Origin of the sequence: Methylobacterium brachythecii, from assembly GCF_014196345.1 — a bacterium.
Classification (GTDB): domain Bacteria; phylum Pseudomonadota; class Alphaproteobacteria; order Rhizobiales; family Beijerinckiaceae; genus Methylobacterium; species Methylobacterium brachythecii.
On sequence record NZ_JACIDN010000001.1, the window covers coordinates 567,050 to 589,370 of the forward strand.

Genomic DNA, 22,321 nt, shown 5'->3' on the forward strand with positions numbered 1-22,321 from the left:
CACCTTCGAAATCCTCCAAAGTCCGGCGATGCGTCCGCCGGTCCCTCGATAGGCCGGGTTTCAGAGCCCTGCGCGCGGAGCTGGTGAGAATGGACTCCTTCGAGATCAACAAGGTCGCGGGCGCGGTGCTCGGGACCCTGCTGTTCGCCTTCGGGACGGGCTTTCTCGCCGAACTGATCTACACGCCCAAGCCCGCCGGGACCGCGGGCTACGCCCTGCCGGGCGGCGGCAAGGAAGGCGGCGAGCACGGCGCCCCTCCGGCCGGCGGCGGCGAGGCGGCGGCCGCCTCGGACTCGATCGCGACCCGTCTCGCCAGCGCCGACGCCGAAAAGGGCAAGGGCGGCACCAAGGCCTGCCAGGCCTGCCACAGCTTCGAGAAGGGCGGCCCCAACAAGATGGGCCCGGATCTCTGGGAGGTCGTCGGCCGCAAGAAGGGCTCGCATGAGGGCTTCGGCTATTCCGATGCGATGAAGACCAAGGGCGGCGACTGGAGCTACGAGGACCTCGACCACTTCCTGACCAAGCCCGGCGAGTACGTGAAGGGCACCAAGATGGCCTTCCAGGGCATCTCCTCGCCGGCCGACCGCGCCAACGTCATCGCCTACCTGCACACCCTCGCCGACAGCCCGAAGCCGCTCCCGGCCGCGGACAAGAAGGACGACGCGAAGAAGGACGCGGCCAAGCCCGCCGAAGGCGAGAAGAAGGCCGAGGGTGACAAAAAGCCCGACGCGAAGGCGGCAGAGGGCGAGAAGAAGTCCGACGCCAAGCCTGCCGACAAGCCGGCGGATGCCAAGAAACCTGCAGATGCCAAACCTGCGGATGCGAAACCGGCCGACAAGCCTGCCGAGCCGGAGAAGAAGGCAGACGAGGCCAAGCCGGCCAACAAGCCTGCCGAAGGCGAGAAGAAGGCGGATGACGCCAAGCCGGCAGACTCCAAGCCTGCGGAGGCCAAGCCTGCAGACAAGCCGGCCGAGCCGAAGCCTGCGGACGACAAGCCGGCTCAGCAGTAAGCCGCCACGCGGCCGGCCCAGTCCCAGGTCGACCCTGCGCGCACGCGTCGGGTTGGCCTCGGGCCGGCGTCCGTCCTAGAACGGCGCCCGACCCCCGCGGCCTGAAGGCTGCGAGAGACCGGGAGACCGCTCGACCGTGACAGCACCCGCCGTGATCGGACGCCGTAGCTTCCTCGCCGGAGCCATGGCCGTCGCCGCCGCCCGCAACGCCGCAGCGCAGGGAGGTGCGGCTCAGGTATCGGCCCAAGTTTCCGCCCAAGAGGCGCCCGGCACGTGGCGCCACGCGCTGACGCTGCTCGGCGATCCGAAATACCCAGCCGATTTCAAGCATTTCGAGTATGCCGATCCCGCCGCGCCTAAGGGCGGCCTCGTGCGGCTCGGGGCGCAAGGCGGCTTCGACAACCTCAATTTCATCGTCAACGGCCTGAAGGGCGACATCGAGGGCGGGATCACCCAGATCTACGACTCGCTCATGGAGGATTCGGGCGACGAGCCGTTCTCCTCCTACGGCCTGATCGCCGAGGGCGTTCGCATCGGCGAAGACGGCAAGTCCGTCACCTATCGGCTGCGGCCGGAGGCCAAGTGGCATGACGGCCAGCCGATCGGGCCGGACGATGTGATCTGGTCTTTCGACACGCTGAAGGCCAACAGCCCGTTCTACGCCGCCTATTATCAGAGCGTCTCGAAGGCGGAGAAGACGGGCGAGCGCGAGGTCACGTTCCGTTTCGACGAGGCCGGCAACCGCGAGCTGCCGCAGGTCCTCGGCCAGATGCAGGTGCTCCCGAAGCACTGGTGGACCGGCAAGGACGCGACCGGAAAGGCGCGCGACGCGACGCAGACCACCCTGGAGATCCCGCTCGGCTCCGGTCCATACAAGCTCGCCAAGATCGATGCCGGCCGCAGCGCCGTCTACGAGCGCGTCGCCGATTATTGGGCCAAGGACGTGGCCGTGAATGTCGGGCGCAACAACTTCCAGACCGTGCGCTTCGAGTATTTTCGCGATGGGTCGGTGCTGCTCGAAGCCCTGAAGGGCGACCTCTACGACTTCCGCACCGAGAACATCGCCCGCAACTGGGCCACCGCCTACGACGACTTCCCGGCCGTGAAGGAAGGCCGGCTGGTCAAGGAGGAGTTCCCGAGCCGTGGCACCGGCATCATGCAGGCCTTCGTGTTCAACCTGCGCAAGGACAAGTTCAAGGACGAGCGCGTCCGCCGGGCCTTCAACCTCGTCATGAACTTCGAGGAGATGAACCGGCAGCTCTTCTACGGGCTCTACAAGCGGATCGATTCCTTCTTCTTCGGCTCCGAGCTGGCCTCCTCGCAGGGGCTGCCGGAGGGCAAGGAGAAGGAGCTGCTGGAGGGCCTGAAGGACAAGGTTCCGGCGAGCGTCTTCACCGAGCGCTACAAGAACCCCGTCAACGACAACCCGGAGGCCGTGCGTGCCAACCTGCGCGAGGCCGTGAAGCTACTGCGTGAGGCCGGCTACGAGCTCAAGGGCGGCCAGATGGTCGACAAGACCGGCACGCCGCTCACCGTCGAGTTCCTGGAATTCCAGAACGTCTTCGAGCGGGTGATCCTGCCCTTCGCCGCCCAGCTCAAGCTCATCGGCATCCAGAGCTCGATCCGGGTGATCGACCAGGCGCAGTACCAGAACCGGATGCGCAACTACGAGTTCGACATCACCACTTCGAACTGGCCGGAATCGCTCTCGCCCGGCAACGAGCAACGCGAGTTCTGGGGATCTGCGGCGGCCGACAAGCCGGGCACGCGCAACATCGCCGGCATCAAGGACCCCGCGATCGACGCACTGATCGAGACGGTGATCTACTCCACCGACCGCGAGAGTCAGGTCGCGGCGACGCATGCCCTCGACCGGGTGCTGCTCTCGCACAACTACGTGCTGCCGCAATGGTCGTCGCCGACCACGCGCACGATCCACTGGAACCGCTTCTCGCGGCCGAAGCTGCTGCCGAAATATCGGGGATCGGGCTTCCCGGCGACCTGGTGGTACGACGAGGCGCTCGCCGCCAAGACGGGGGCGCCGCGTTGAGCCAAGATCCCGCCTCCGTCATTGCGAGCGAAGCGCGGCAATCCAGGGCCGACGGGCCGCCGTCGCGGGTGGGGTACTGGATCGCTTCGCCTCCAGCTCGCAATGACGCGGAGGGGCAGCCGAGCCGTCGCGACCTCGTGATCGGCGCCGGAGCGCTCGCTGCAGGCTCGCTGCTACCGCCCCGTGCCCGAGCCGCCGACGCTCGCGTCACCCACGGCCTGTCGAGCTTCGGCGAGCTGAAATATCCCGCCGACTTTCCGTATTTCGACTACGTGAACCCCGCGGCTCCACGTGGCGGCAGCTTCTCCGCGCAGCTCACGCAGTCCTACGGCAACCAAGCCTTCGACACGTTCGACACGCTCAACATCTACGTCTTCCGCGGCAACGGCGCCGCAGGCATGAACCTGACCTTCGACACCCTGATGGTCCGCGCCCTCGACGAGCCGGATGCGCTCTACGGGCTCGTGGCGCGGGCCGTCGAGATCAGCCCGGACGGCCTGACGTACCGCTTCTTCCTGCGTCCGCAGGCCCATTTCAACGACGGCACCCGGCTGACCGCTAAGGACGCCGCCTTCTCGCTGACCGTCCTCAAGGAGAAGGGTCATCCGACCATCTCCCAGGTCATCCGCGACATGGCCGAGGCCACGGCCGAGAACGACGAAACGCTGGTGGTGCGCTTCGCGGCCGGGCGCAGCCGCGACCTGCCGCTGGTGGTGGCGCAGCTCCCGATTTTTTCCGCGGCCTATTTCGCATCGCGCGATTTCGAGGAGCCGACCCTGCAGGCGCCGCTGGGATCGGGGCCGTACCGGGTCGCGCGCATGGATATCGGCCGGTTCATCGAGCTGGAGCGCGTGCCCGAATACTGGGCGGCCGACCTGCCCGCCGCCATCGGCCAGAACAACTTCGACCGGGTGCGCTACGAGTATTTCCGCGATCGCCAGGTGGCCTTCGAGGCCTTCAAGAGCGGCGCCTTCACCTATCGCCAGGAATACACCTCGCGGATCTGGGCGACGGGCTACGATTTCCCGGCCGTGCGCGAGGGCCGCGTGAAGCGTGACACGCTGCCCGATGCCTCGCCGCCCAACATCCAGGCCTGGTACTTCAACACCCGCCGCGAGGCCTTCAAGGATCCGCGCATCCGCGAGGCGATCGGGCTGTGCTTCGATTTCCCCTGGACCAACCGCACGGCGATGTTCGGGGCCTATACGCGCATCTCGTCTTTCTTCGAGAAGACCGAGCTGATGGCGACGGGTAAGCCCTCCGCCGAGGAGCTGGCCCTGCTCGAGCCGCTGCGGGACAAGCTGTCCGAGCAGGTCGCACCCTACGTCTTCGGCGAGCCGTGGTCGCCGGCCGTCGCCGACGGGTCGGGGCAGGATCGGGTCCTGCTCAAGCGAGCCGATGGCCTGCTGAAAGAGGCCGGCTGCAAGAGGGACGGTACCAGGCTGCTGCTGCCGAACGGCAAGCCGCTGGAATTCGAGTTCCTCGACAACGATCCCGTCTTCGAGCCGGTGATCCAGCCCTTCATCAAGAATCTCGGGCTGCTCGGCATCAAGGCGAGCCAGCGCGTGGTCGATGCCTCGCAATACCAGGCGCGGATGCGCGACTTCGACTTCGACGTCAGTTCCCGCGCCTCGGGCGCCGATCCCACTCCAGGGCCGGAGGTCCGCGAATCCTACGGCTCGCGCTCGGCCGGCATCCCCGGTTCCAGCAACTTGGCCGGGATCAGCGATCCGGCGGTCGATGCCCTGCTCGACAAGGCTATGGCCGCCGCCACGCGGGCGGAGCTGACCATCGCCTGCCGAGCCCTCGACCGAGTGCTGCGCGCCGCGCGGTACTGGATTCCGGCATGGTATTCGCCGAACTATCGGCTCGCGGTCTGGGATGTGTTCGGCCATCCCGAAAAGCCGCCGACATACGCGCTCGGCACACCGGGCCTGTGGTGGTTCGACGAGGCCAAGGCCGCGCGGATCGGGCGGAACTAGAGATCCTGCATGCTCGCCTACATCGCCCGCCGCATCGCGCTGATGATCCCGACCATCTTCGGGATCATGCTGATCACCTTCGCGATCATCCAGTTCGCCCCCGGCGGCCCGGTAGAACGGGTGCTGGCGCAGATGCAGGGCCAGCAGGAGGGCTCGCTCTCCCGCATCACCGGCGGCCAGGGTGACATGGGCGGCGGCGTGACCCGTGGCGGCACCGGCGATTCGAACTCGAAGTATCGCGGCGCGCAGGGGCTCGACCCGGCCTTCATCAAGAAGCTCGAGGTGCAGTTCGGCTTCGACAAGCCGGCCCCTGAGCGCTTCGCCAAGATGCTCTGGGACTACGCCCGCTTCGATTTCGGCAAGAGCTATTTTCGCGACGTTTCGGTGCTGCAGTTGATCAAGGAGAAGCTGCCGGTCTCGATCTCGCTCGGCCTCTGGATGACGCTGATCTCCTACGCGATCTCCATCCCCCTCGGCATCCGCAAGGCCGTCTCGGACGGGTCGAGCTTCGACATCTGGACGTCGAGCATCGTCATCATCGGCTACGCGATTCCGAGCTTCCTGTTCGGCCTGCTGCTGATCATCCTGTTCGCCGGAGGCTCGTTCTTCCAGATCTTTCCGATCCGGGGCCTGACGTCCGAGAATTTTGATCAGCTCAGCGTCTTCGGAAAGGTGCTCGACTACGGCTGGCACCTGGTGCTGCCGCTTTCGGCCCTGGTGCTAGGTGCCTTCGCCACCTCCACTCTGCTGACCAAGAACTCGTTCCTCGACGAAATCCGCAAGCAATACGTGATGACCGCTCGGATGAAGGGTCTGACCGAGACGCGCGTGCTCTACGGCCACGTCTTCCGCAACGCGATGCTGATCGTGATCTCGGGCTTCCCCGGCGCCTTCATCACGGCCTTCTTCACTGGCTCGCTGCTGATCGAGACGATGTTCTCGCTCGACGGGCTGGGGCTCTTGTCCTTCACCGCGATCATCGGGCGCGACTATCCGATCGTGTTTGCGACCCTCTACATCTTCTCGCTGATGGGTCTGGCCGTGAACCTGCTGTCGGATCTGATCTACACCTGGATCGACCCACGCATCGATTTCTCTGCACGCGCCGCGTGAGGTCTGCTATCGGCCCAGCCGAGCCTCGCAATGACGGAGAGGCGATGGCACGACACGCTCCGACTCCGTCGGGGACAGGCATGATTGGGCAGACGTCGCCTTGACTGCGCTCCCCCTCGATATCCGGCAGGAACGTCCAGAAGACGCACAGGCCATCGAGCGCCTGCATGCCCGCGCCTTCGGTCCGGGCCGTTTCGCGCGCACCGCCTATCGCCTGCGCGAGGGGGCGCCGTTGCTGCCTGAGCTGTGCTTCACCGCTTTGGTCGGCACCTATCTCGTCGGCTCGATCCGGTTCAGTCCGGCCGTTGCCGATGGGCATGCGCTGCTGGCGCTGGGGCCGCTGACCGTCGATCCGAGCTTTTCGAGCCGAGGCATCGGCTGCTCGCTGATGAATGCGGGGCTCGATGCGGCGCGTGCCGCCGGCCATGGCCTCGTCGTGCTCGTCGGCGACCTGCCGTATTACCGGCGCTTCGGCTTCTCGCCCGTCCCGATGGGGCGTCTGGTATTGCCGGGGCCGGTCGATCCGGCGCGATTCCTGTGGCTCGCCCTGTCGGAGGGTGGCGCCGAGGGCGTGTCCGGGAACGTGAGCGCGCGGGCCGGGCTTTAGCCGCGAGGCGGCGGTGATGCTCTGGAACAGCGGTTGAGTGTCGAGGTTTCCTGGAGGAATTCCAGGAGGATCGCCCCATGCTCAACCCGCCCATCCGCTACATGCCGGACGTCGAAGACGTGAAGCCCGACGAGGGGCAGACGATCGAGCACCTCTGCGAGGCCTTCGACACAATCCTCGAGACCACGGCGAAGGATTACGGCCACGCGGTCCGCTCGGTCCACGCCAAGTCCCACGGTATCCTCGAAGGCGTGATGCGGATCGAGGACCGGCTGCCGCCCGAATTGGCTCAGGGGCTCTTCGCCACTTCCGGCGAGCACAGAGTCTTCATGCGGATGTCGACCAATGCGGGCGATATCCTCCCCGATACGATCTCACTGCCACGTGGCCTTGCGCTGAAGGTGCTCGACGTGACGGGCGAGCGGCTGCCCGGTGCCGAGGGCACGACGCAGGACTTCGTGATGGTCAACGGGAAGGTCTTTCAGGCGCCGAACGCCGAGAAGTTCCTAGGCAGCCTCAAGCTCCTCGCGAAGACGACCGATCGGATCGAGGGTGTGAAGGTTGCCGCCTCGGCCGTCCTGCGCGGCGTCAACAAGGCGCTGCATGCGGTCGGCATCGACAGCCCCGCCATCGGATCGCTCGGGGGCGCCCCGAACGTCGATCCGCTCGGCGAGACCTATTACAGCGTCACGCCGTTCCGCTACGGCGACTACATCGCCCAGTTCTCGCTGGCCCCGGTGGCACCCGCCCTGACTGCGCTGACCGGGACCGAGATCGATCCCTCTGGCAGGCCGGATGCGATCCGTGAGACGGTGCAATCCGAGATGCGTGGAATCGAAGGGGTCTGGGAATTTCGGGTTCAGCTCTGCCGCGATCTCGAACGGCAGCCGGTCGAGGATCCGACCGTGGCCTGGGACGAGGAAGAAGCGCCATTCCAGAGAGTCGCCACGATCACGGTCCGCCCGCAGGATAGCTGGGACGCGGAGCAAGTTCGGGCTGTCGATGAGGGCATGCGCTTCGGCGTTTGGACCGGCCTCGCCGCACACCAGCCGCTCGGAAACATCAATCGCGCCCGCAACGCGCCCTACCGGCACTCGGCGAACTTCCGGCAGCGATTCAATGGCTGCCCGATCCACGAGCCGCAGGCGGGGGATGCGCCGCGATCCTGAAGCGGCACTCAGTGGATCGCTAGGCATGTCTCAAGCTCAACCGTCATAGCGAGCGTAGCGACGCAATCTAGGGCCACAGCCGCAACGTCGGTGCGTTGGCCCTGGATTGCTTCGCCTTCGGCTCGCAATGACGGGTCACGGTCGAAGCCCAGCCGCTACGCCGTCCGGCCTCTCCGGCCTTCGACCAGCCACATCGCCAGCACCGCCAGCGCGAGCGCCGCAAGCGCCCACAGTCCCAGCGCCAGCGGATAGACCTCGACGCCCAGGATGTTGGCGCTGTCGCTCGGGCGGAAGCCGATCCAGTCGGCGCCGCCGAGGCGACCACCGCGAACGGTCTGGAGGCGCGGAACGATGGTCGCGCCGTTGGCGTCCGCCACGCGGCGGATGCTGCCGCCACTGGCCTCCGCGACGGCTTTCAGCCGCTCGGTATCGCTGAACACGTCTGCGAGTTCGCGGGGATTGGCCGGGCCGACGCTGACGAAGGCGACGAGGTTGCCGGAGCGCAGGGTGTGCAGGCCGAGCTGCTCGGCCTCGAAAGTGCCGGTGAACAGGCCCGGCTCGGACTGTTTCAGGTCGAGGGTACGCGTGTTGCCGGTCGGGCCGGTGACAGTGACGGGCTCGGCCATCTCGCTCATGGTCTGGCGCTCGACGCGAACCTCGCGGCCGTGCCCGGTGGTCTGCGCGCGCAGGGCCTCCTCTTCCAGGCCCGGCTCCTTCATCAGCCAGTGGGCGAGGCGGCGCAGCAGGTCGAGATAGGGGCCGCCCTGCTGGTAGCCGCGCGCCCAGAGCCAGGATTGATCGGACAGCATCAGCGCGACGCGGCCCTTATCGACCCGCGACAGGTTGAGCAGCGGCAGGTTGTTCGGGCCGGATAAGATCGGCTGAATGCCGGGTCGCGATTCCGACGAGACGATGCGCAGCCAGTCGCCCCAGGCCGGCGGGTTCGCTTCCGATCCCGGCAGCGCCCGCGTGACGGGATGGCGTGCGCCGGTCTCCGTCAGCTTGGCCTTGAAGGCCTGCTCGACGACCTTGCCGTTGGGTTCGCCGGGCAGGACTGCCGAGAGCCGCGTGCGGGCGAGGCTCATGGGCGAGGCGAATTCCGGCCCGGCGGCCACCAGCAGCGCGCCGCCCTCACGGACGTAGCGGGCGATGTTGTCGAAATAAGCCGAGGGCAGCACGCTCTGATTGGCGTAGCGGTCGAAGATGATCAGGTCGAAGTCTTTGATCTTCTGGACGAACAGCTCGCGGGTCGGGAAGGCGATCAGCGAGAGTTCGGAGATCGGCGTGCCGTCCTGCTTCTCCGGGGGACGCAGGATGGTGAAGTGCACGAGGTCGACGCTGGCGTCGGATTTCAGCAGGTTGCGCCAAGTGCGCTCGCCCTGGTGAGGCTCGCCCGAGACGAGCAGCACCCTGAGTTTCTCGCGGATGCCCTCGATCGGCAGAACGGCGCGGTTGTTCACCGTCGTCAGCTCGCCGGGCAGCGGATCGACCTCGATCTCGACGACGTTCGGGCCGCCATGCTCGATCTTGGTGGTGAGCGAGAAGGGCTGACCGGTGGGGAAGGTTTTCCGGCCGATCTCCTCGCCGTCCCGACGTACGGTGACGGTGGCGCTGCCGGTGCCGCCGCGCTCCTGCACTTCGGCCCGGATGGTGAGGTCCTTGCCGACGATGCCGAAGCGCGGGGCCTCCAGCATCTTGATCTGTCGGTCGCGCTCGTCCGGATGGCCGGTGACGAGCACGTGCAGCGGTGCCTTGATGCCGAGCGCCTCGAGGCTCTGCGGGATGTCGTGGACCACGCCGTCCGTGAGCATCACGACGCCGGCCAGCCGCTCGGGCGGGACGTCGGCAAGGGATTGCGAGAGGGCCGTGAACAGCCGGGTGCCGTCGTCGCCGTCCTTGGCGTCCTGCACGTCGATGAAGCGCGGTTCGATATTGGCGAGGGTGCCGAAGCGCCGCTCCAACTCGGCCTTCACCTGATCGGTCATCTGCGGCCGGTCGCCGAGCGTCTGAGAGCCCGACCGGTCGACGATCACCGCGGCGACGTCCTTCACCGGCTCGCGGTCCTCCCGCACGAGGGAGGGGTTCGCGAGCGCGGCGAGCACCAAGGCGAGGGCCACCGCGCGTAGCAGAGCTGTCCGTCCACGCGCCACGATGGCCAGCACGACGAACAGCGCGACGATGACGCCGAAGCCGGCGAGCACCGGCCAGGGAATCAGCGGAGTGAAGCTGAGGCTCAGCATAAGGTGGAGCCTTCAGTGATGAACGGGAAAATCCCTCTCTCCGCGTACGGGGAGAGAGGATGCGCGGGTGGCGTGGTCTGGCAAAAAATCACTGCCCCAACCGCTCAAGCAGTGCCGGGACGTGCACCTGATCCGCCTTGTAGTTTCCCGTCAGCGTATAGATCACGATGTTCACGCCGCCGCGGAACGACATCTCGCGCTGGCGCTGGTCGCCGCCGGACATCGGGTAGAGCGGAGCGCCCTCCTTGCTGAACGCCCAGGCCGCGGCGAGATCGTTGCCCGTGATGATGATCGGCGTGACCCCGTCGCCGGCGCGGGCCGGGCGTCGCTCGGCGCCGTCGGTCGGAGCCGGGGGCAGGGCCTCCACCCAGGTCTGGCCAGTCGTGTAGCGGCCAGGAAAATTGTCGACGAGGTAGAAGGCTTTGGTCAGCACGTGGTCGTGCGGGATCGGCTCCAGTTCGGGCACTTCGAGGGTCGAGAGCATCTGGCGCAGATAGGCGCCCTCCGGCGTCGGCGGCCCGCCGGGGCGGGCGACCAGGGCGTCGCGGGTATCGAAGATCACGGTGCCGCCGTTGCGCATGAAGGCGTCGATCTTGCGGATCGCGGCCTCGCTCGGCTGCGGCCGGCCGGCCACGATCGGCCAGTAGATCAGCGGGTAGAAGGCGAGCTCGTCCTTGGCCGGATCGATCCCCGCCGGCTCGCCGGGCTCCAGTGCCGTACGGGCGGCGAGCACCTGCGTCAGGCCGGAGAGGCCGCTGCGGCTCGCTGTATCGACGGTCTCATCGCCGGTCGCGACGAAGGCGAGGCGGGTGATCAGCGCCGATTCGATGCCGTTCGGCCGGTTGGGCTGCGGCTCCGCGGCGTGGGCCGGTCGGATCGCGGGTGAGGCGGCGAGGAGGCCGATGCCGACAAGTGCGATCACTGCCGGACGGCTTCTCAGGCGCCCCATCAGGCTGGGACGGCCGCGTCCGCCGAGGAAGCCGCCGAGCCACAGGCCGGCGAGCGTGTCGAGGACGAGCAGTGCCAGGGCGAGGCTGAACAGCACGGCCCGCAGATCCACCGTCTCGGCCCCGCCGAGACCGCCGAGGCGGACGCCGGCGATGGCGCCGATATCCAGTGGCTTCAAGCGATCGTCGGGTTTCAGGGCGTTGACGCTGATGCCGCCCTCGGCCGGACCGTAGAAGCCGGGCGGATGGTCGAGCGTGGCGCGGTCGCCGTAATCGGCCGACACGGCGGTGGCCGAGGCGGGCGGGGAGCCGAGCGCGCCGAAGCCGTCGAGGGTCAGGCGCGGGGCGAGCACGGCGGCCTTGGCTTGTCCGCCTTCTCCGGTGGTGGGCTTCGCGCCCGATCCGGCCATGCCGACGACCCGGCGCAGCATATCCACGAACAGCCCGGAGAGCGGCAGGTTCGACCAGGTCGTGTCGGCGGTGACGTGGAACAGCACGAGGAGGCCCTGGCCGCGCTTCTCGGCAGTCACGACGGGCGTGCCGTCCTGCAGGGAGGCCCAGGTCTTGCCGGGCAGGTCGCCATCGGGTTCGGCCAGGATCTGGCGGCGCACGCCGATATCGGCAGGGGGCTTCAAGCCGGCAAAGGGACTCTCAGGCGCGAAATCAGCCACCGTCTTCGGATTGTCCCAGGAGAGCGTGCCGCCAAGATTACGGCCGCCGCGGCGCAGCCGCACCGGCACCAGCGGGTCGTTACCGCCCGCGAGACGCGGGCCGGCGAAACGCAGCAGCAAGCCGCCCTCGTCGACGAATTTTGTGACGCGCGCCAAGGTCTTGTCGTCGAGGGCGCCGACATCTGCCAGCACCAGCACGGTGACCTGGTTGTCGAGCATCTGCCCGATCGCCTCGGCCGTGCCCTGGCCGCCGCGCGGTTGTTGCACGTCGGCGAAGGGCGTCAGTGCGCGCGACAGGTAGTAGGTCGGGGCCAGCAGCGGCTGCGCCTGATCGCTGGTCCCGCCGAAGACGAGGCCGACGCGGCGGCGTTTGCCGCGCTCGTCCATCAGCACGACGGCGCCGGCCGAACGTTCGCCGGCGATCTCGAGCCGGGCGATGGTGTTGCGGATCTCCACGGGCAGGTCGAAGCCGACTTCCTTCTCGGTGCCATTGGGCTCGAAGGCAAAGGGCGTCTCGGCGAGCGGCAGGCCCTTCTGGTCGAGGGCTCGCACGGTGCCGGTGTCGCGTCCGTTGGGCGCCGCACGCAGCACATGGGCGACCAGCCGACCGCCGCTTTCGCCGCCGGCCAGGGCCAAGGCGGGTGGCTGGTCGGCCTTCAGGACAGTGAGGGCTGTGCCGTGATTGGCCACCAACGCCGCGAGTGCCTTGGGGAAGCCTGCTCCGCCCGCATCCTCGATCCCGTCGCTGATCCAGACGATCGCGGCATTCGGCGTCTTGTCGAGGAAGGCGCCGATCTGCGGGAGATGCGCGGAGCGGTCGGTGAGGATCGGGCGGGGCTGCACGGCGCGCAGCCGCTCCAACGCCGCGGCCGGCGCCTTGGCTTCGAGTGCGCCAGACTGCACGGCGACCGGATCGGCGGTCGGTAGCAGCGCCACCGGGCGGCCGTCGCGGGCGGCGCCCTCGATCTCGTCGGTGGCGGCGCGCAGCCGGTCGCGCCAGTCGTGGGCGGTGGAAAAGCCGTTATCGAGCAGGACGAGGAGCGGCGTGCGTCCGGCGGCCGCGCCGAGGCCGGCGGGGTTCCAGACGGGGCCGGAGACGGCGAAGATCAGGCAGGCAGCGGCGAGGATGCGCAGCAGCAGCAGCCAGGGCGGCGTGCGGGCCGGAGTCTCGCGCTTCGGCAGCAGGTCGGCGACGAGCTTCAGCGGCGGAAACTCGATGCGGCGCGGCCGCGGCGGCGTCACCCGCAGCAGGAACCACAGGGCCGGCAGCGCGGCGAGGGCGGCCAGCGCGAGCGGTGCGGCGAAGGTGAGGGGAAGTCCGAACACCGCGTCTCCTCAGCCGCTTCCGCGCGCGGCGGCGACGAGCGTCAGAAGGCGGAGCGCCGCCTCGCTCGCCGGGCGATCGGTGCGGTGGATGGTCAGGGTCCAGCCCTGAGCGCGCACGATCTCGGACAGCCCGTCGCGATGCGCCGCGATTCGCGTCCGATAGGCCTCGCCCCAGGCGTCCGCATCGCCGATGTCGAGGCTCACCCCGCTCTCCGGTTCGTGCAGGACGGCCTGGCCGGCGAAGGGAAAGGTCTCCTCGATCGGGTCGACGATCATGACGAGGTGGCCATGCGTGCCGCGTCCCGAGATCGACTGGACCGACCCGCGAATCCGATCGAGCGGGGTCAGGAAGTCGCTGATCAGGATCGCCTCGTCGAAGCGGCCGGGCGTCGCGGTGGGGGGCAGGTCCTGAGTCAGTCCCGCTTCGTCATGGGCCAGCGTCTGAGCCATGCTCTCGACGATTCCGCGCGAGGAAACGGAGCGGGTCAGTCCGAGCAGTCCGACTCGCTCGCCGCCTTCCACGAAGGTGTCGGCCATTGCGAGGCCCAGCACCAGGGCGCGCTCGATCTTCGGCGCCTGGGCGAGATCGGAGGCGAAGCCCATCGAGGCGGAGCGGTCGATCCAGAACCAGATGTTGTGAGCCGCTTCCCACTCCCGCTCGCGGACATAGAGCCGGTCGTCGCGGGCGGAGCGGCGCCAGTCGATCCGCGCGGCGGCCTCGCCGGTGACGAAAGGCCGAAACTGCCAGAAGGTCTCGCCCGGTCCGGCCCGGCGGCGACCATGCAGGCCGTGCGCGAGCAGGCTCGACACGCGTCGCGCCTCGAGGATCAGTCGCGGCATCCTGTCGGCGAGCGAGAGAGCACTTTCGGTCTCGCCCCGTCCGGGGATGCGTCGGTCGGCTTCGACGAGCCGGGTCTGGACCATTCGGTGCGGCGCCTCAGAGCTTGTTCGCGAGCTGCGCGATGAGCCCCGGAATGGTCTCGCCATCGGCGCGGGCGGCGAAGTTGAGCGCCATGCGGTGCTTGAGCACCGGCTCGGCCAGCGCCTTCACGTCGGCGACCGAGGGTGCGACTCGGCCCTCGATGAGCGCGCGGGCGCGCACGGCGAGCGTCAGGGCCTGGCTGGCGCGTGGACCCGGACCCCAAAGCAGCTTCTTGCCGATCGCGGCATCCCCGCCTTCGGGGCGGGCGGAGCGCACGAGGTCGAGGATCGCATCGACCACAGCGTCGCCCACCGGCAGGCGGCGGACGAGGCGCTGTGCGGTGAGCAGTTCATCCGTGGTCATCACGGGCTTGGCCGTCTGATCCTCGACGCCGGTGGTCTCGATCAGGATGCGGCGCTCGGCGGCGCGGTCGGGATAGCCGACGTCGATCTCCAGCAGGAAGCGGTCGAGCTGTGCCTCGGGCAGCGGGTAGGTGCCCTCCTGCTCGATCGGGTTCTGCGTGGCGAGCACGTGGAACGGGCGGGGCAGGTCGTGCCGCTCGCCGGCGACCGAGACGTGGTGCTCCTGCATCGCCTGAAGCAGGGCGGATTGCGTGCGCGGCGAGGCGCGGTTGATCTCGTCCGCCATCAGGAGCTGCGTGAAGACCGGCCCCTTCACGAAACGGAAGGAGCGGTGGCGGTCGGCATCCTCGTCGAGGATCTCGGTGCCGAGGATGTCGGAGGGCATCAGGTCCGGCGTGAACTGCACGCGCCGGGCATCGAGGCCGAGCACGGTGCCGAGCGTCTCGACGAGCTTGGTCTTGGCCAGTCCCGGCAGGCCGACGAGCAGACCGTGGCCGCCCGACAGGATGGTCACGAGGGCGAGATCGACCACCGCCTCCTGGCCGAAGATCACCGAATGGATCGACTCGCGTGCCCGGCCGACAGCGGCGAGGCAGGATTCCGCCGCCGCGACGATGCCGTCGTCGAGGCTCGTCGCTGCCGGGTTGGCGCCCTGTGCCATCGAGGGGGATGCTCCGCATGAAGAGAGGCCACCTCCTGGACGAAGGTGGCTACGAAAGGTCGAGTCTGCCGCCGAACATGGGGCGAACGCAAGCACCGCCGGTTTTGCCCGAGCGGACGGACGCTATATGGGCGGCTTCGGGCTCACGGCAGCATGGCCGCGACATTACGCGGAGGCCGGGCCTGAGATTTCGCCGCGAGGGAGCAGGGCTGCATGGCTGACGGATCGGACGGCACGGCGTTTCCGGCAGGCTGGACGGCGTTCGACGATCCGGGCTTCGTCGCCCTCACCGGCCCGGTCCATCACCGCGTGGTGGATGGCCGCAAGCAGTTCGCCTTCAAAGCCGAGGACAAGCACGTCAACCTCGTCGGCCTCGTGCATGGCGGCATGCTCGTGACCTTCGCCGACCGCTCGCTCAGCATCGTCGCGATGGACGCGATGGACGGCGCCGGCTGCGTCACCATCGAGATGAACGTCCAGTTCGTCGGCGCGGCCAAGATCGGCGATCTGGTGGAGACGGTCCCCGAGATCGTGCGTAAGACCTCGTCGCTCGTCTTCGTGCGCTCGATCCTGACGAGCGGGGGGCGCCCGCTGGTCACCGTCTCGGGGATCTGGAAGGTCCTGAAGGATCGGTCCTGACGCCGGGCGAGCGGTTCGACGGAGAGGTTTTGCGTGCAGTTCGTCCTGATCATCCACGATGTCGCCGATTACGGTGCGTGGAAGGGGGTGTTCGACGATGCCGCCTCGATCCGGCGGGAGGCAGGCGAGATCTCGTATCAGGTGCTGTGCGACGAGACGGACCCGAACAAGGTGGTCCATTTCTCGCACTGGCGCTCGCTCGATGAGGCGCGGGCCTTCTTCGAATCCGAGCGTCTGGTCGAGATCCGGCGGCAGGCCGGTGTGGCGGCTCCGGAATTCCTCTACCTGCATCAGCGCGACAGCGGCGTGCTGAGCTGATGCCTGCGCCTCGGCAGGCGCAACGCGCGGAGAGCCGACGCGTTGGAGAGTTCGGCCGGTCGACAATGGACCAGAGACAGCGAAACTGCGACGGCATGAACGACTCAGCCGACCCAACCCTCGAACGGCTCAGCGCGGCGCTTGGCGACCTGCCGAAGCGCGGTGCGCCGCCGGTGGAGACGTGGCATCCCGAACATTGCGGGTCGATCGACATCCGCATCGCGGCCGACGGCACGTGGTTTCACGAAGGCTCGCCGATCCGCCGGCCGGCGCTCGTGAAGCTGTTTTCCACGATCCTGCGCAAGGAGCCCGACGGTTCGACCGTGATGGTCACCCCCGTCGAGCGCATGACCATCACGGTCGACGACGCGCCCTTCGTGGCCGTCGAGATGGCCGTGGACGGCGAGGGCGAGGCCCGGCGCATCGCCTTCCGCACGAACGTCGACGACCTGGTGCCCCTCGACCACGGACATCCGATCCGCTTCGAGCAGGACGGCTCTGGCGGGCTCAAGCCATACGTGAAAGTGCGCGGCGGCCTCTGGGCGCTGCTGACGCGCGCGCTGACCCATGAGCTCATGGATTGGGTCGAGGAGCGCGAGGTCGACGGCGAGCCCTGGCTCGGTCTCGCGGCCGGCGGTGTCTTTCACGCCATCGCGCGCAGCGCCGAGCTGGAGGTGGCCAAATGAGGCTTCCCGACGGGGCGCTCGCCCTCGACTTCCCGGCGATCCACGCCGATGAGCTGTCGGATTTCCTGCATCGTGCCGAGCGTGGCCTCTCGCGCGATGCGCCGGGGCCTGGCGATCCGACCTGCAACCCCCGCGGCGACCACGACCTCGATCCGGACGGTCTCGCCATCGCGCCACCCCAGCCGCACCGCCCGGCGGCGGTGCTCGTTCCGATCAAGCCGGTCTGCGGTGGCCTCGCGGTGGTGCTGACGCAGCGCGCCGTGCATTTGCGCGACCATTCCGGACAGATCGCCTTTCCCGGTGGCAAGGTCGATCCGGGCGATCCCTCGCCGGTCGCGACGGCTCTGCGCGAGGCGGAGGAGGAAATCGGGCTCTCGCCGGCACTGGTTCGTCCGCTCGGCTATCTCGACCCCTACCTCTCGGCTACCGGCTTCATGGTCACGCCTGTGGTGGGACTGGTCGAGGCGAATGCGCCCCTCACCATCAACCCGGACGAGGTGGCCGACGTGTTCGAGGTGCCTCTCGACCACCTGATGGATCCCGGGCGCCACCTTATCAAGACGCGGAGCTGGCAGGGGCGGATGCGAATCTACTACGCCATTCCCTTCGGCGAGCGATTGATCTGGGGCCTCACGGCCGGGATCGTGCATAATCTCTACGAGCGCCTGTTCCGGTAGGCGCGCGGCTCCGAATTCGCGTCAATCGCCCGCCATGCTCCGCTGGATCATCGAAGAGGTTCCGCTCTTCGCGATACCCTTTATCGCCTTCGCCTGCTTTCTCGTGCTCATGCGGCGCAACCCGCTGCAGGCCGAGCATTGGGAGGAGCACTGGCTGCGCCTCGTATTCGCCGGGGCGGCGGTCGTCGTCGCCTCGCTGGTGCTGACGGGGCTGTTCGCCCCCCGTCACCCCGACGGCTACGTCCCGCCGCACATGGAGAACGGCCGCATCGTGCCGGGGCAGTTCAAATGATCCCGGCGGGTCTCGACCCGGACGGGCCGAAGCGCCTGCTCGAGCGGCCCGGCGTCGCCACCTGTCTCGCGGCGCTCGCGGCCGAGGGAGAGGAGACGCGCCTCGTCGGCGGCTGCGTGCGGGACGCGCTGCTCGGACGGGACGCCGCCGACATCGACTTCGCAACCACCCATCCACCGGCCGGCACCCTGACGCTCGCCAAGACCGCTGGCCTCAAGGCGGTGCCGACGGGATTCGAGCACGGCACGGTGACCCTGGTCGTCGACGGTGCGCCCTTCGAAGTCACCACGCTGCGCGAGGATATCGAGACCGATGGCCGTCACGCGGTGGTGCGCTTCGGCCGCGACTTCGCCCGCGATGCCGAACGGCGCGACTTCACCATCAACGCGCTCTCGCTCGGCGCCGACGGCCATCTGCACGATCCCGGCGACGGTCTCCGCGACCTCGCCGAGGGCCGGGTCCGCTTCATCGGCGATCCGGCGACGCGCATCCGGGAGGACGCTCTGCGCTCACTGCGCTTCTTCCGCTTCGATGCCCGGTTCGGTCGGGGCGCACCGGATCGGCCGGCGCTCGATGCCATCGTCGCGGCCCGCGCCTCGCTCGATCGCCTATCCCGCGAGCGCATCAGGGCGGAGCTCCTCAAGCTGCTGCTCGCGGAACGCGCCGTACCGGCGGTTGCGGTGATGAGCGAGACGGGGCTGCTCGCCCGGCTCCTCGGCGGGGTCATCGATCTCGGCCGCCTCGCCCGCGCCTCCGCCGATCCGGCTTCACCCGCGATCGCACGGCTCGCCGCCCTGGCGGTGCAGACCGTGGAGGATGCCGAGCGGCTGCGCGAGGTCTTGCGGCTCTCCAAGGCCGAGCACACCCATCTCGTGGCTTATGCGAAGGCTCTCGCCGCGCTTCGCGGGCAAGCGCAGATCGAAGCGCAGGCGATGCGCGGACTCGCGGCGACATATGGGCCGGACATGGTCGCGGAGGTGCTGCGCGCGATCGAAGGGGAGCCGCGTCCGCGAGTGGAGGCCGAGGCTCTGGCCGTGTTGAGCGGTCTCGTCGCGGCCCGCGACACGCCGGTGCTTCCGCTGGGTGGTGCCGATCTCGTCGCCCGCGGCGTTCCTGCGGGACGCGCGATCGGGCGCGGGCTTGCAGCAGCGCGAGCGCTATGGCTGTCGGAAGGTTGCCCGATGGACGAGGCCGCACGGGAGCGGCTGATCGCTCACGCCCTGACGGCCGCCGAACGAGATGATTGAGACGGCTTCCGCTTTCCCGTCATTGCGAGCGCAGCGAAGCAATCCAGGGCCAATGCGCTGACGTCGCGGGTGTGGCCCTGGATTGCTTCGCTGCGCTCGCAATGACGGCTGAAGGGCCGGCGCATGGGACCGAAGTCATCAAGTGGTAGCTAGCGGGCCTTGCCGGCGCCCCGCACGCCCTCTGCCAATTCTCGCACCAGGTCACCCACCGCCGCGACGGTGTCGGAGGTCGCGCGGTTGTCCGCATCGAGGCTGCCGGCAAGCGCCGCCACCAGGGCCGAGCCCACCACGACGCCGTCGGCGCCGCGGGCGATCTCGGCGGCATGCGCGCCCGTCTTCACGCCGAAACCGACCACCACGGGTAGCTCGGTGTGAGGCCGGATGCGGCCGACGGCCTCGGCGACGCGGCCGAAATCCGGGGTCGCTGTGCCGGTGATGCCGGTGATCGAGACGTAGTAGACGAAGCCCGCCGTGTTCTTCAGGACGGCCGGAAGCCGTTGCGCGTCGGTCGTCGGCGTGGCGAGGCGGATGAAGGCGAGGCCCTTGGCGAGCGCCGGCAGGCACAGCTCCTCGTCTTCTTCCGGGGGCAGGTCGACGACGATCAACCCGTCGATCCCGGCGCTCAGCGCATCGTCGAGGAAGCGGGTAACGCCGTAGACGTAGATCGGGTTGTAATAGCCCATCAGCACGACGGGCGTGTCGCGGTTGCCCTCGCGGAAGCGGGCCACGAGGTCGAGGGTCTTGCGCAGGTCCTGACCGGCCGCGAGGGCGCGCAACCCGGCCGCCTGGATGGCGGGGCCGTCCGCCATCGGGTCGGTGAACGGCAGGCCAAACTCGACGATGTCGGCGCCCGATTCCGGCAGGGCCTTCAGCACGGAGAGCGAGGTCTCGGGGTCGGGGTCGCCCGCCATCACGTAGGTCACGAGGGCCGCACGGCCTTCCGCTCGGCAGCGGGCGAAGGTGGCATCGATGCGGGCGGTCATGGCCGAAATCCGGGAACGAGAGAGGCAGGGTCGGAAAGGGTGGCGCCTACACCATCGCCGCCAATGCGTGAAGCGCGGGCGCATCCGGCGTCGTGCACGACGAGGAGCGGCGATCCCGCGCCGGAGACGAGCCGCGTGAGCAAAAACGCGAGAATCCAGAGTATTTTGGTCAGACTCCCTTAGGCCTCTTTCTCAAGCCGCCCTTCATGCGCCGCTGCCACGATCCGGGACGTTGGCCCCCGGGCCGTTCGCGGAGCGTGTTGATGTCGGTGGATGGGGTCGCGCTGCTGGTCTTGAGCCTGACCGTGATCGTGCTGACGACCATCCTCGTCGTCGCCATCCGGCGCAGCGGGCCGCTGACGCACGAGACCGACGATTCCGAGGCGCTGCAGGACCGCCTCTGGCTGCTCGCCGAGAGCGAGGAGCGCTACCGGACGCTGATCGAGGCGACCACGGAGTGCATCGTCCAGCGCGACGACCAGGGCCGCATCACCTTCGCCAACGAGGGCTTTGCCGCGATGCTCGGCATGCGGCCGCTCGACCTCCTCGGCTCCGCCGTGCAACTCCAGGTCCTGGAATCGAGCGAGACCGTGCAGCGCGCCGACGGCGTGCGCCAGGTCGAGGAGCGGGTGCTGCCGGTCGACGGGCGGCCGCGCTGGTTCTCCTTCATCGAGATGCCGGTTCAGGGCACCGGCGGCGCGCCGCATTGGCTGCGCGCGGGCTGCGACGTCACCGCCCGCGTCGAGGCGACGCGCTCGCTCGACGAGGCCAAGAGTAGGGCCGAGAGCGCCAACATCGCCAAGTCGCGCTTTCTCGCCACCGTCAGCCACGAATTCCGCACGCCGCTCAATGGCATCCTCGGCATGGCCGATCTCGTGCTGGAGACCGGCCTCGACGCCGAGCAGCGCACCTATGTCGAGGCCGTGCAGACCAGCGGCCGCGCGCTGCTGACCCTGGTCGACGGCATCCTCGATTTTTCGCGCATCGAAGCTGGAAAACTCGATCTCGCGGCCGAACCCTTCGATGTCGCCGCCACCGTCGAGGGCGTGGTCGAGCTGCTAGCGCCGCGCGCGCAGGACAAGGGGCTGGAGATCGCCCTCGACGTCTCGGAAGACTTTCTCGCCCAGCGCGTCGGCGATGCCGACCGGGTGCGCCAGATCCTGCTCAATCTCGCCGGCAACGCCATCAAGTTCACCGAGGCCGGTGGAGTCGGTGTCAGTCTCTCCCAGGCGGAGGGAGCGGTGGTGCTGTCGATCGAGGATACCGGCCCCGGCATCCCCGAGGAGCGGATTCCGCTACTCTTCGAGGAATTCGAGCAGGGCGACGGCAGCGCGAGCCGGAGCCACGAGGGCACCGGCCTCGGGCTCGCCATCACCCAGCGGCTCGTGGACCGCATGGGCGGCCGGATCGAGGTGAATTCCAAGCCCGGCCGCGGAAGCGTGTTCCGCGTGATCCTGCCGCTCCCGCTCTCCGGTGACGAGGTCGCGATCCGCGCGCCTTCGCTGCGGGCGAGGACAGTGTTGATCGCGGCGGATTCGCCGTTCCAGGCCCAGTATCTGGCGCGACGCCTGTCTCGCTCGGGCGCCGCGGCGGTCATCGTGCCGAGCGTGGAGGCTGCCCTCGACGCGCTCTCCGGCGCCCGCTTCGACGCCCTGATCGCCGACCGCTCGCTGGGTGATGCCGACGTGCGCCGTCTCGCGGCCGAGGCCCGCCGCAGCGGCGTGCGCTGCAGCCTGATCCTGCTCTCGCCCTTCGACCGTCGGGAGTTCGGCGCGCCGGGGGCGGCGGGGTTCGACAGCTACCTGATCAAGCCGGTGCGTGCCCGCTCGCTGTTCGACCGCCTGCTCGAACCCGGCGCCGGCCCCGTGACTGCGGAAACTGCGACGGACGCCAAGCCGACGCCGCCGCGTCAGGCCGTCGCTCAGCCAGTGACGGGCTCGTCAGTGAGGGCGAAATACTTGCCCGGAACGGGCAAGCGCGTGCTGCTTGCCGAGGACAACGCGATCAATGCGCTGCTCGCCACCAAGGCGCTGGAGCGCCTGGGCGCCGGCGTGACGCTCGCCCGCGACGGCATCGAGGCATTGGCGGCGATCGAGGCGGCGGCGGATCCCTTCGACCTCGCTCTGATCGATATCCGCATGCCCGGTCTCGACGGGATCGGAACGATCCGCCGCATCCGCGCCCTCGAAGCCGCAGGGGCTCCGGTGCCGCATCTCCTGGTCGCACTGACGGCCAATGCCGCAGGCGAGGACGAGCGCGCAGCCCGCGAGGCCGGCTTCGACGACTTTATGGCCAAGCCCCTCGACCTCAAGGCCTTGCCGGGCCTGCTGGAGTGGCGCTCACAGGCGGCGTGAGGCGTCGCGCGCCGAAGGTTCTTGCCAGTCACGGCCGGTCGTCCGATCACTCCCGCTTCGGATGG

Annotated in this window: 18 protein-coding genes; 13 read left to right on the top strand and 5 right to left on the bottom strand. The window is 68.7% G+C overall.

Annotated features, from left to right (window positions below; genetic code table 11):
* Positions 1-89 precede the first annotated feature (89 nt).
* The 6 genes from GGR33_RS02810 (at position 90) to GGR33_RS02835 (ending at position 7,931) form a co-directional block, all read left to right on the top strand.
* Positions 90-1,010: a c-type cytochrome gene (locus GGR33_RS02810; protein ID WP_183501837.1), complete on the top strand. Its 921-nt coding sequence runs from the start codon at positions 90-92 to the stop codon at positions 1,008-1,010.
* Between the two features lie 136 nt (positions 1,011-1,146).
* A complete protein-coding gene (locus GGR33_RS02815) occupies positions 1,147-3,060 on the top strand; it encodes an extracellular solute-binding protein (RefSeq protein ID WP_183501838.1) in 1,914 nt (637 codons plus the stop codon).
* Between the two features lie 68 nt (positions 3,061-3,128).
* Complete coding sequence (locus GGR33_RS02820) at positions 3,129-5,042, top strand: extracellular solute-binding protein (RefSeq protein WP_284211706.1); 1,914 nt, start codon at positions 3,129-3,131, stop codon at positions 5,040-5,042.
* Positions 5,043-5,051: 9 nt separating this feature from the next.
* Positions 5,052-6,155 (top strand): microcin C ABC transporter permease YejB, encoded by a 1,104-nt coding sequence (locus tag GGR33_RS02825; RefSeq protein WP_183501839.1) that lies wholly within the window; start codon positions 5,052-5,054, stop codon positions 6,153-6,155.
* A 100-nt stretch (positions 6,156-6,255) separates the two neighbouring features.
* Entirely contained in the window at positions 6,256-6,762 is a 507-nt protein-coding gene (locus tag GGR33_RS02830; RefSeq protein ID WP_183501840.1) for a GNAT family N-acetyltransferase, read from the top strand.
* Positions 6,763-6,839: 77 nt separating this feature from the next.
* Positions 6,840-7,931, top strand: coding sequence for a catalase family protein (locus GGR33_RS02835; protein WP_183501841.1), 1,092 nt, complete (start codon positions 6,840-6,842; stop codon positions 7,929-7,931).
* Positions 7,932-8,086: 155 nt separating this feature from the next.
* Here the strand turns inward: GGR33_RS02835 and GGR33_RS02840 are convergent, their stop codons facing one another.
* From GGR33_RS02840 to GGR33_RS02855, 4 genes are all read right to left on the bottom strand, one after another.
* Positions 8,087-10,171 (bottom strand): hypothetical protein, encoded by a 2,085-nt coding sequence (locus GGR33_RS02840; protein WP_183501842.1) that lies wholly within the window; start codon positions 10,169-10,171, stop codon positions 8,087-8,089.
* Positions 10,172-10,259: 88 nt separating this feature from the next.
* Positions 10,260-13,115 carry a DUF4159 domain-containing protein gene (locus GGR33_RS02845; RefSeq protein WP_183501843.1) on the bottom strand — a complete coding sequence of 952 codons (2,856 nt, stop codon included), beginning with the start codon at positions 13,113-13,115 and terminating at the stop codon, positions 10,260-10,262.
* Positions 13,116-13,124: 9 nt separating this feature from the next.
* Positions 13,125-14,039: a DUF58 domain-containing protein gene (locus GGR33_RS02850; protein WP_183501844.1), complete on the bottom strand. Its 915-nt coding sequence runs from the start codon at positions 14,037-14,039 to the stop codon at positions 13,125-13,127.
* 13 nt (positions 14,040-14,052) lie between these two features.
* Positions 14,053-15,060 (bottom strand): AAA family ATPase, encoded by a 1,008-nt coding sequence (locus GGR33_RS02855; RefSeq protein WP_183501845.1) that lies wholly within the window; start codon positions 15,058-15,060, stop codon positions 14,053-14,055.
* 213 nt (positions 15,061-15,273) lie between these two features.
* Between GGR33_RS02855 and GGR33_RS02860 the strand changes: the two genes are divergently transcribed.
* From GGR33_RS02860 to GGR33_RS02885, 6 genes are all read left to right on the top strand, one after another.
* Positions 15,274-15,699 (top strand): PaaI family thioesterase, encoded by a 426-nt coding sequence (locus GGR33_RS02860; RefSeq protein WP_183501846.1) that lies wholly within the window; start codon positions 15,274-15,276, stop codon positions 15,697-15,699.
* Between the two features lie 33 nt (positions 15,700-15,732).
* The gene (locus GGR33_RS02865) at positions 15,733-16,017 is read left to right on the top strand and encodes an antibiotic biosynthesis monooxygenase (protein WP_183501847.1); all 285 of its coding nucleotides are present in this window, start codon (positions 15,733-15,735) and stop codon (positions 16,015-16,017) included.
* Between the two features lie 95 nt (positions 16,018-16,112).
* Complete coding sequence (locus tag GGR33_RS02870; RefSeq protein WP_183501848.1) at positions 16,113-16,703, top strand: DUF1285 domain-containing protein; 591 nt, start codon at positions 16,113-16,115, stop codon at positions 16,701-16,703.
* Positions 16,700-17,380, top strand: coding sequence for a CoA pyrophosphatase (locus GGR33_RS02875; protein ID WP_183501849.1), 681 nt, complete (start codon positions 16,700-16,702; stop codon positions 17,378-17,380). Before GGR33_RS02870 ends, GGR33_RS02875 begins: the two co-directional genes overlap by 4 nt.
* A gap of 34 nt (positions 17,381-17,414) precedes the next feature.
* Entirely contained in the window at positions 17,415-17,672 is a 258-nt protein-coding gene (locus GGR33_RS02880) for a DUF6111 family protein (protein ID WP_183501850.1), read from the top strand.
* Positions 17,669-18,919, top strand: coding sequence for a CCA tRNA nucleotidyltransferase (locus GGR33_RS02885; RefSeq protein ID WP_183501851.1), 1,251 nt, complete (start codon positions 17,669-17,671; stop codon positions 18,917-18,919). The genes GGR33_RS02880 and GGR33_RS02885 overlap by 4 nt, the downstream gene beginning before the upstream one ends.
* A 149-nt stretch (positions 18,920-19,068) precedes the next feature.
* Here the strand turns inward: GGR33_RS02885 and trpA are convergent, their stop codons facing one another.
* Positions 19,069-19,902: a tryptophan synthase subunit alpha gene (gene trpA / locus GGR33_RS02890; RefSeq protein ID WP_183501852.1), complete on the bottom strand. Its 834-nt coding sequence runs from the start codon at positions 19,900-19,902 to the stop codon at positions 19,069-19,071.
* A 263-nt stretch (positions 19,903-20,165) separates the two neighbouring features.
* Between trpA and GGR33_RS02895 the strand changes: the two genes are divergently transcribed.
* Positions 20,166-22,256: an ATP-binding protein gene (locus tag GGR33_RS02895; protein ID WP_183501853.1), complete on the top strand. Its 2,091-nt coding sequence runs from the start codon at positions 20,166-20,168 to the stop codon at positions 22,254-22,256.
* Positions 22,257-22,321 lie beyond the last annotated feature (65 nt).

What these genes read in the sequence shown, in the direction of transcription:
- GGR33_RS02885 (WP_183501851.1), top strand. Translation starts at nt 17,669, where the DNA reads ATGATCCCGGCGGGTCTCGACCCGGACGGGCCGAAGCGCCTGCTCGAG.
- GGR33_RS02860 (WP_183501846.1), top strand. Translation starts at nt 15,274, where the DNA reads ATGGCTGACGGATCGGACGGCACGGCGTTTCCGGCAGGCTGGACGGCG.
- GGR33_RS02810 (WP_183501837.1), top strand. Translation starts at nt 90, where the DNA reads ATGGACTCCTTCGAGATCAACAAGGTCGCGGGCGCGGTGCTCGGGACC.
- GGR33_RS02870 (WP_183501848.1), top strand. Translation starts at nt 16,113, where the DNA reads ATGAACGACTCAGCCGACCCAACCCTCGAACGGCTCAGCGCGGCGCTT.
- trpA (WP_183501852.1), bottom strand. Translation starts at nt 19,902, where the DNA reads ATGACCGCCCGCATCGATGCCACCTTCGCCCGCTGCCGAGCGGAAGGC.
- GGR33_RS02850 (WP_183501844.1), bottom strand. Translation starts at nt 14,039, where the DNA reads ATGGTCCAGACCCGGCTCGTCGAAGCCGACCGACGCATCCCCGGACGG.
- GGR33_RS02855 (WP_183501845.1), bottom strand. Translation starts at nt 15,060, where the DNA reads ATGGCACAGGGCGCCAACCCGGCAGCGACGAGCCTCGACGACGGCATC.
- GGR33_RS02825 (WP_183501839.1), top strand. Translation starts at nt 5,052, where the DNA reads ATGCTCGCCTACATCGCCCGCCGCATCGCGCTGATGATCCCGACCATC.
- GGR33_RS02880 (WP_183501850.1), top strand. Translation starts at nt 17,415, where the DNA reads ATGCTCCGCTGGATCATCGAAGAGGTTCCGCTCTTCGCGATACCCTTT.
- GGR33_RS02835 (WP_183501841.1), top strand. Translation starts at nt 6,840, where the DNA reads ATGCTCAACCCGCCCATCCGCTACATGCCGGACGTCGAAGACGTGAAG.
- GGR33_RS02875 (WP_183501849.1), top strand. Translation starts at nt 16,700, where the DNA reads ATGAGGCTTCCCGACGGGGCGCTCGCCCTCGACTTCCCGGCGATCCAC.
- GGR33_RS02840 (WP_183501842.1), bottom strand. Translation starts at nt 10,171, where the DNA reads ATGCTGAGCCTCAGCTTCACTCCGCTGATTCCCTGGCCGGTGCTCGCC.
- GGR33_RS02895 (WP_183501853.1), top strand. Translation starts at nt 20,166, where the DNA reads ATGTCGGTGGATGGGGTCGCGCTGCTGGTCTTGAGCCTGACCGTGATC.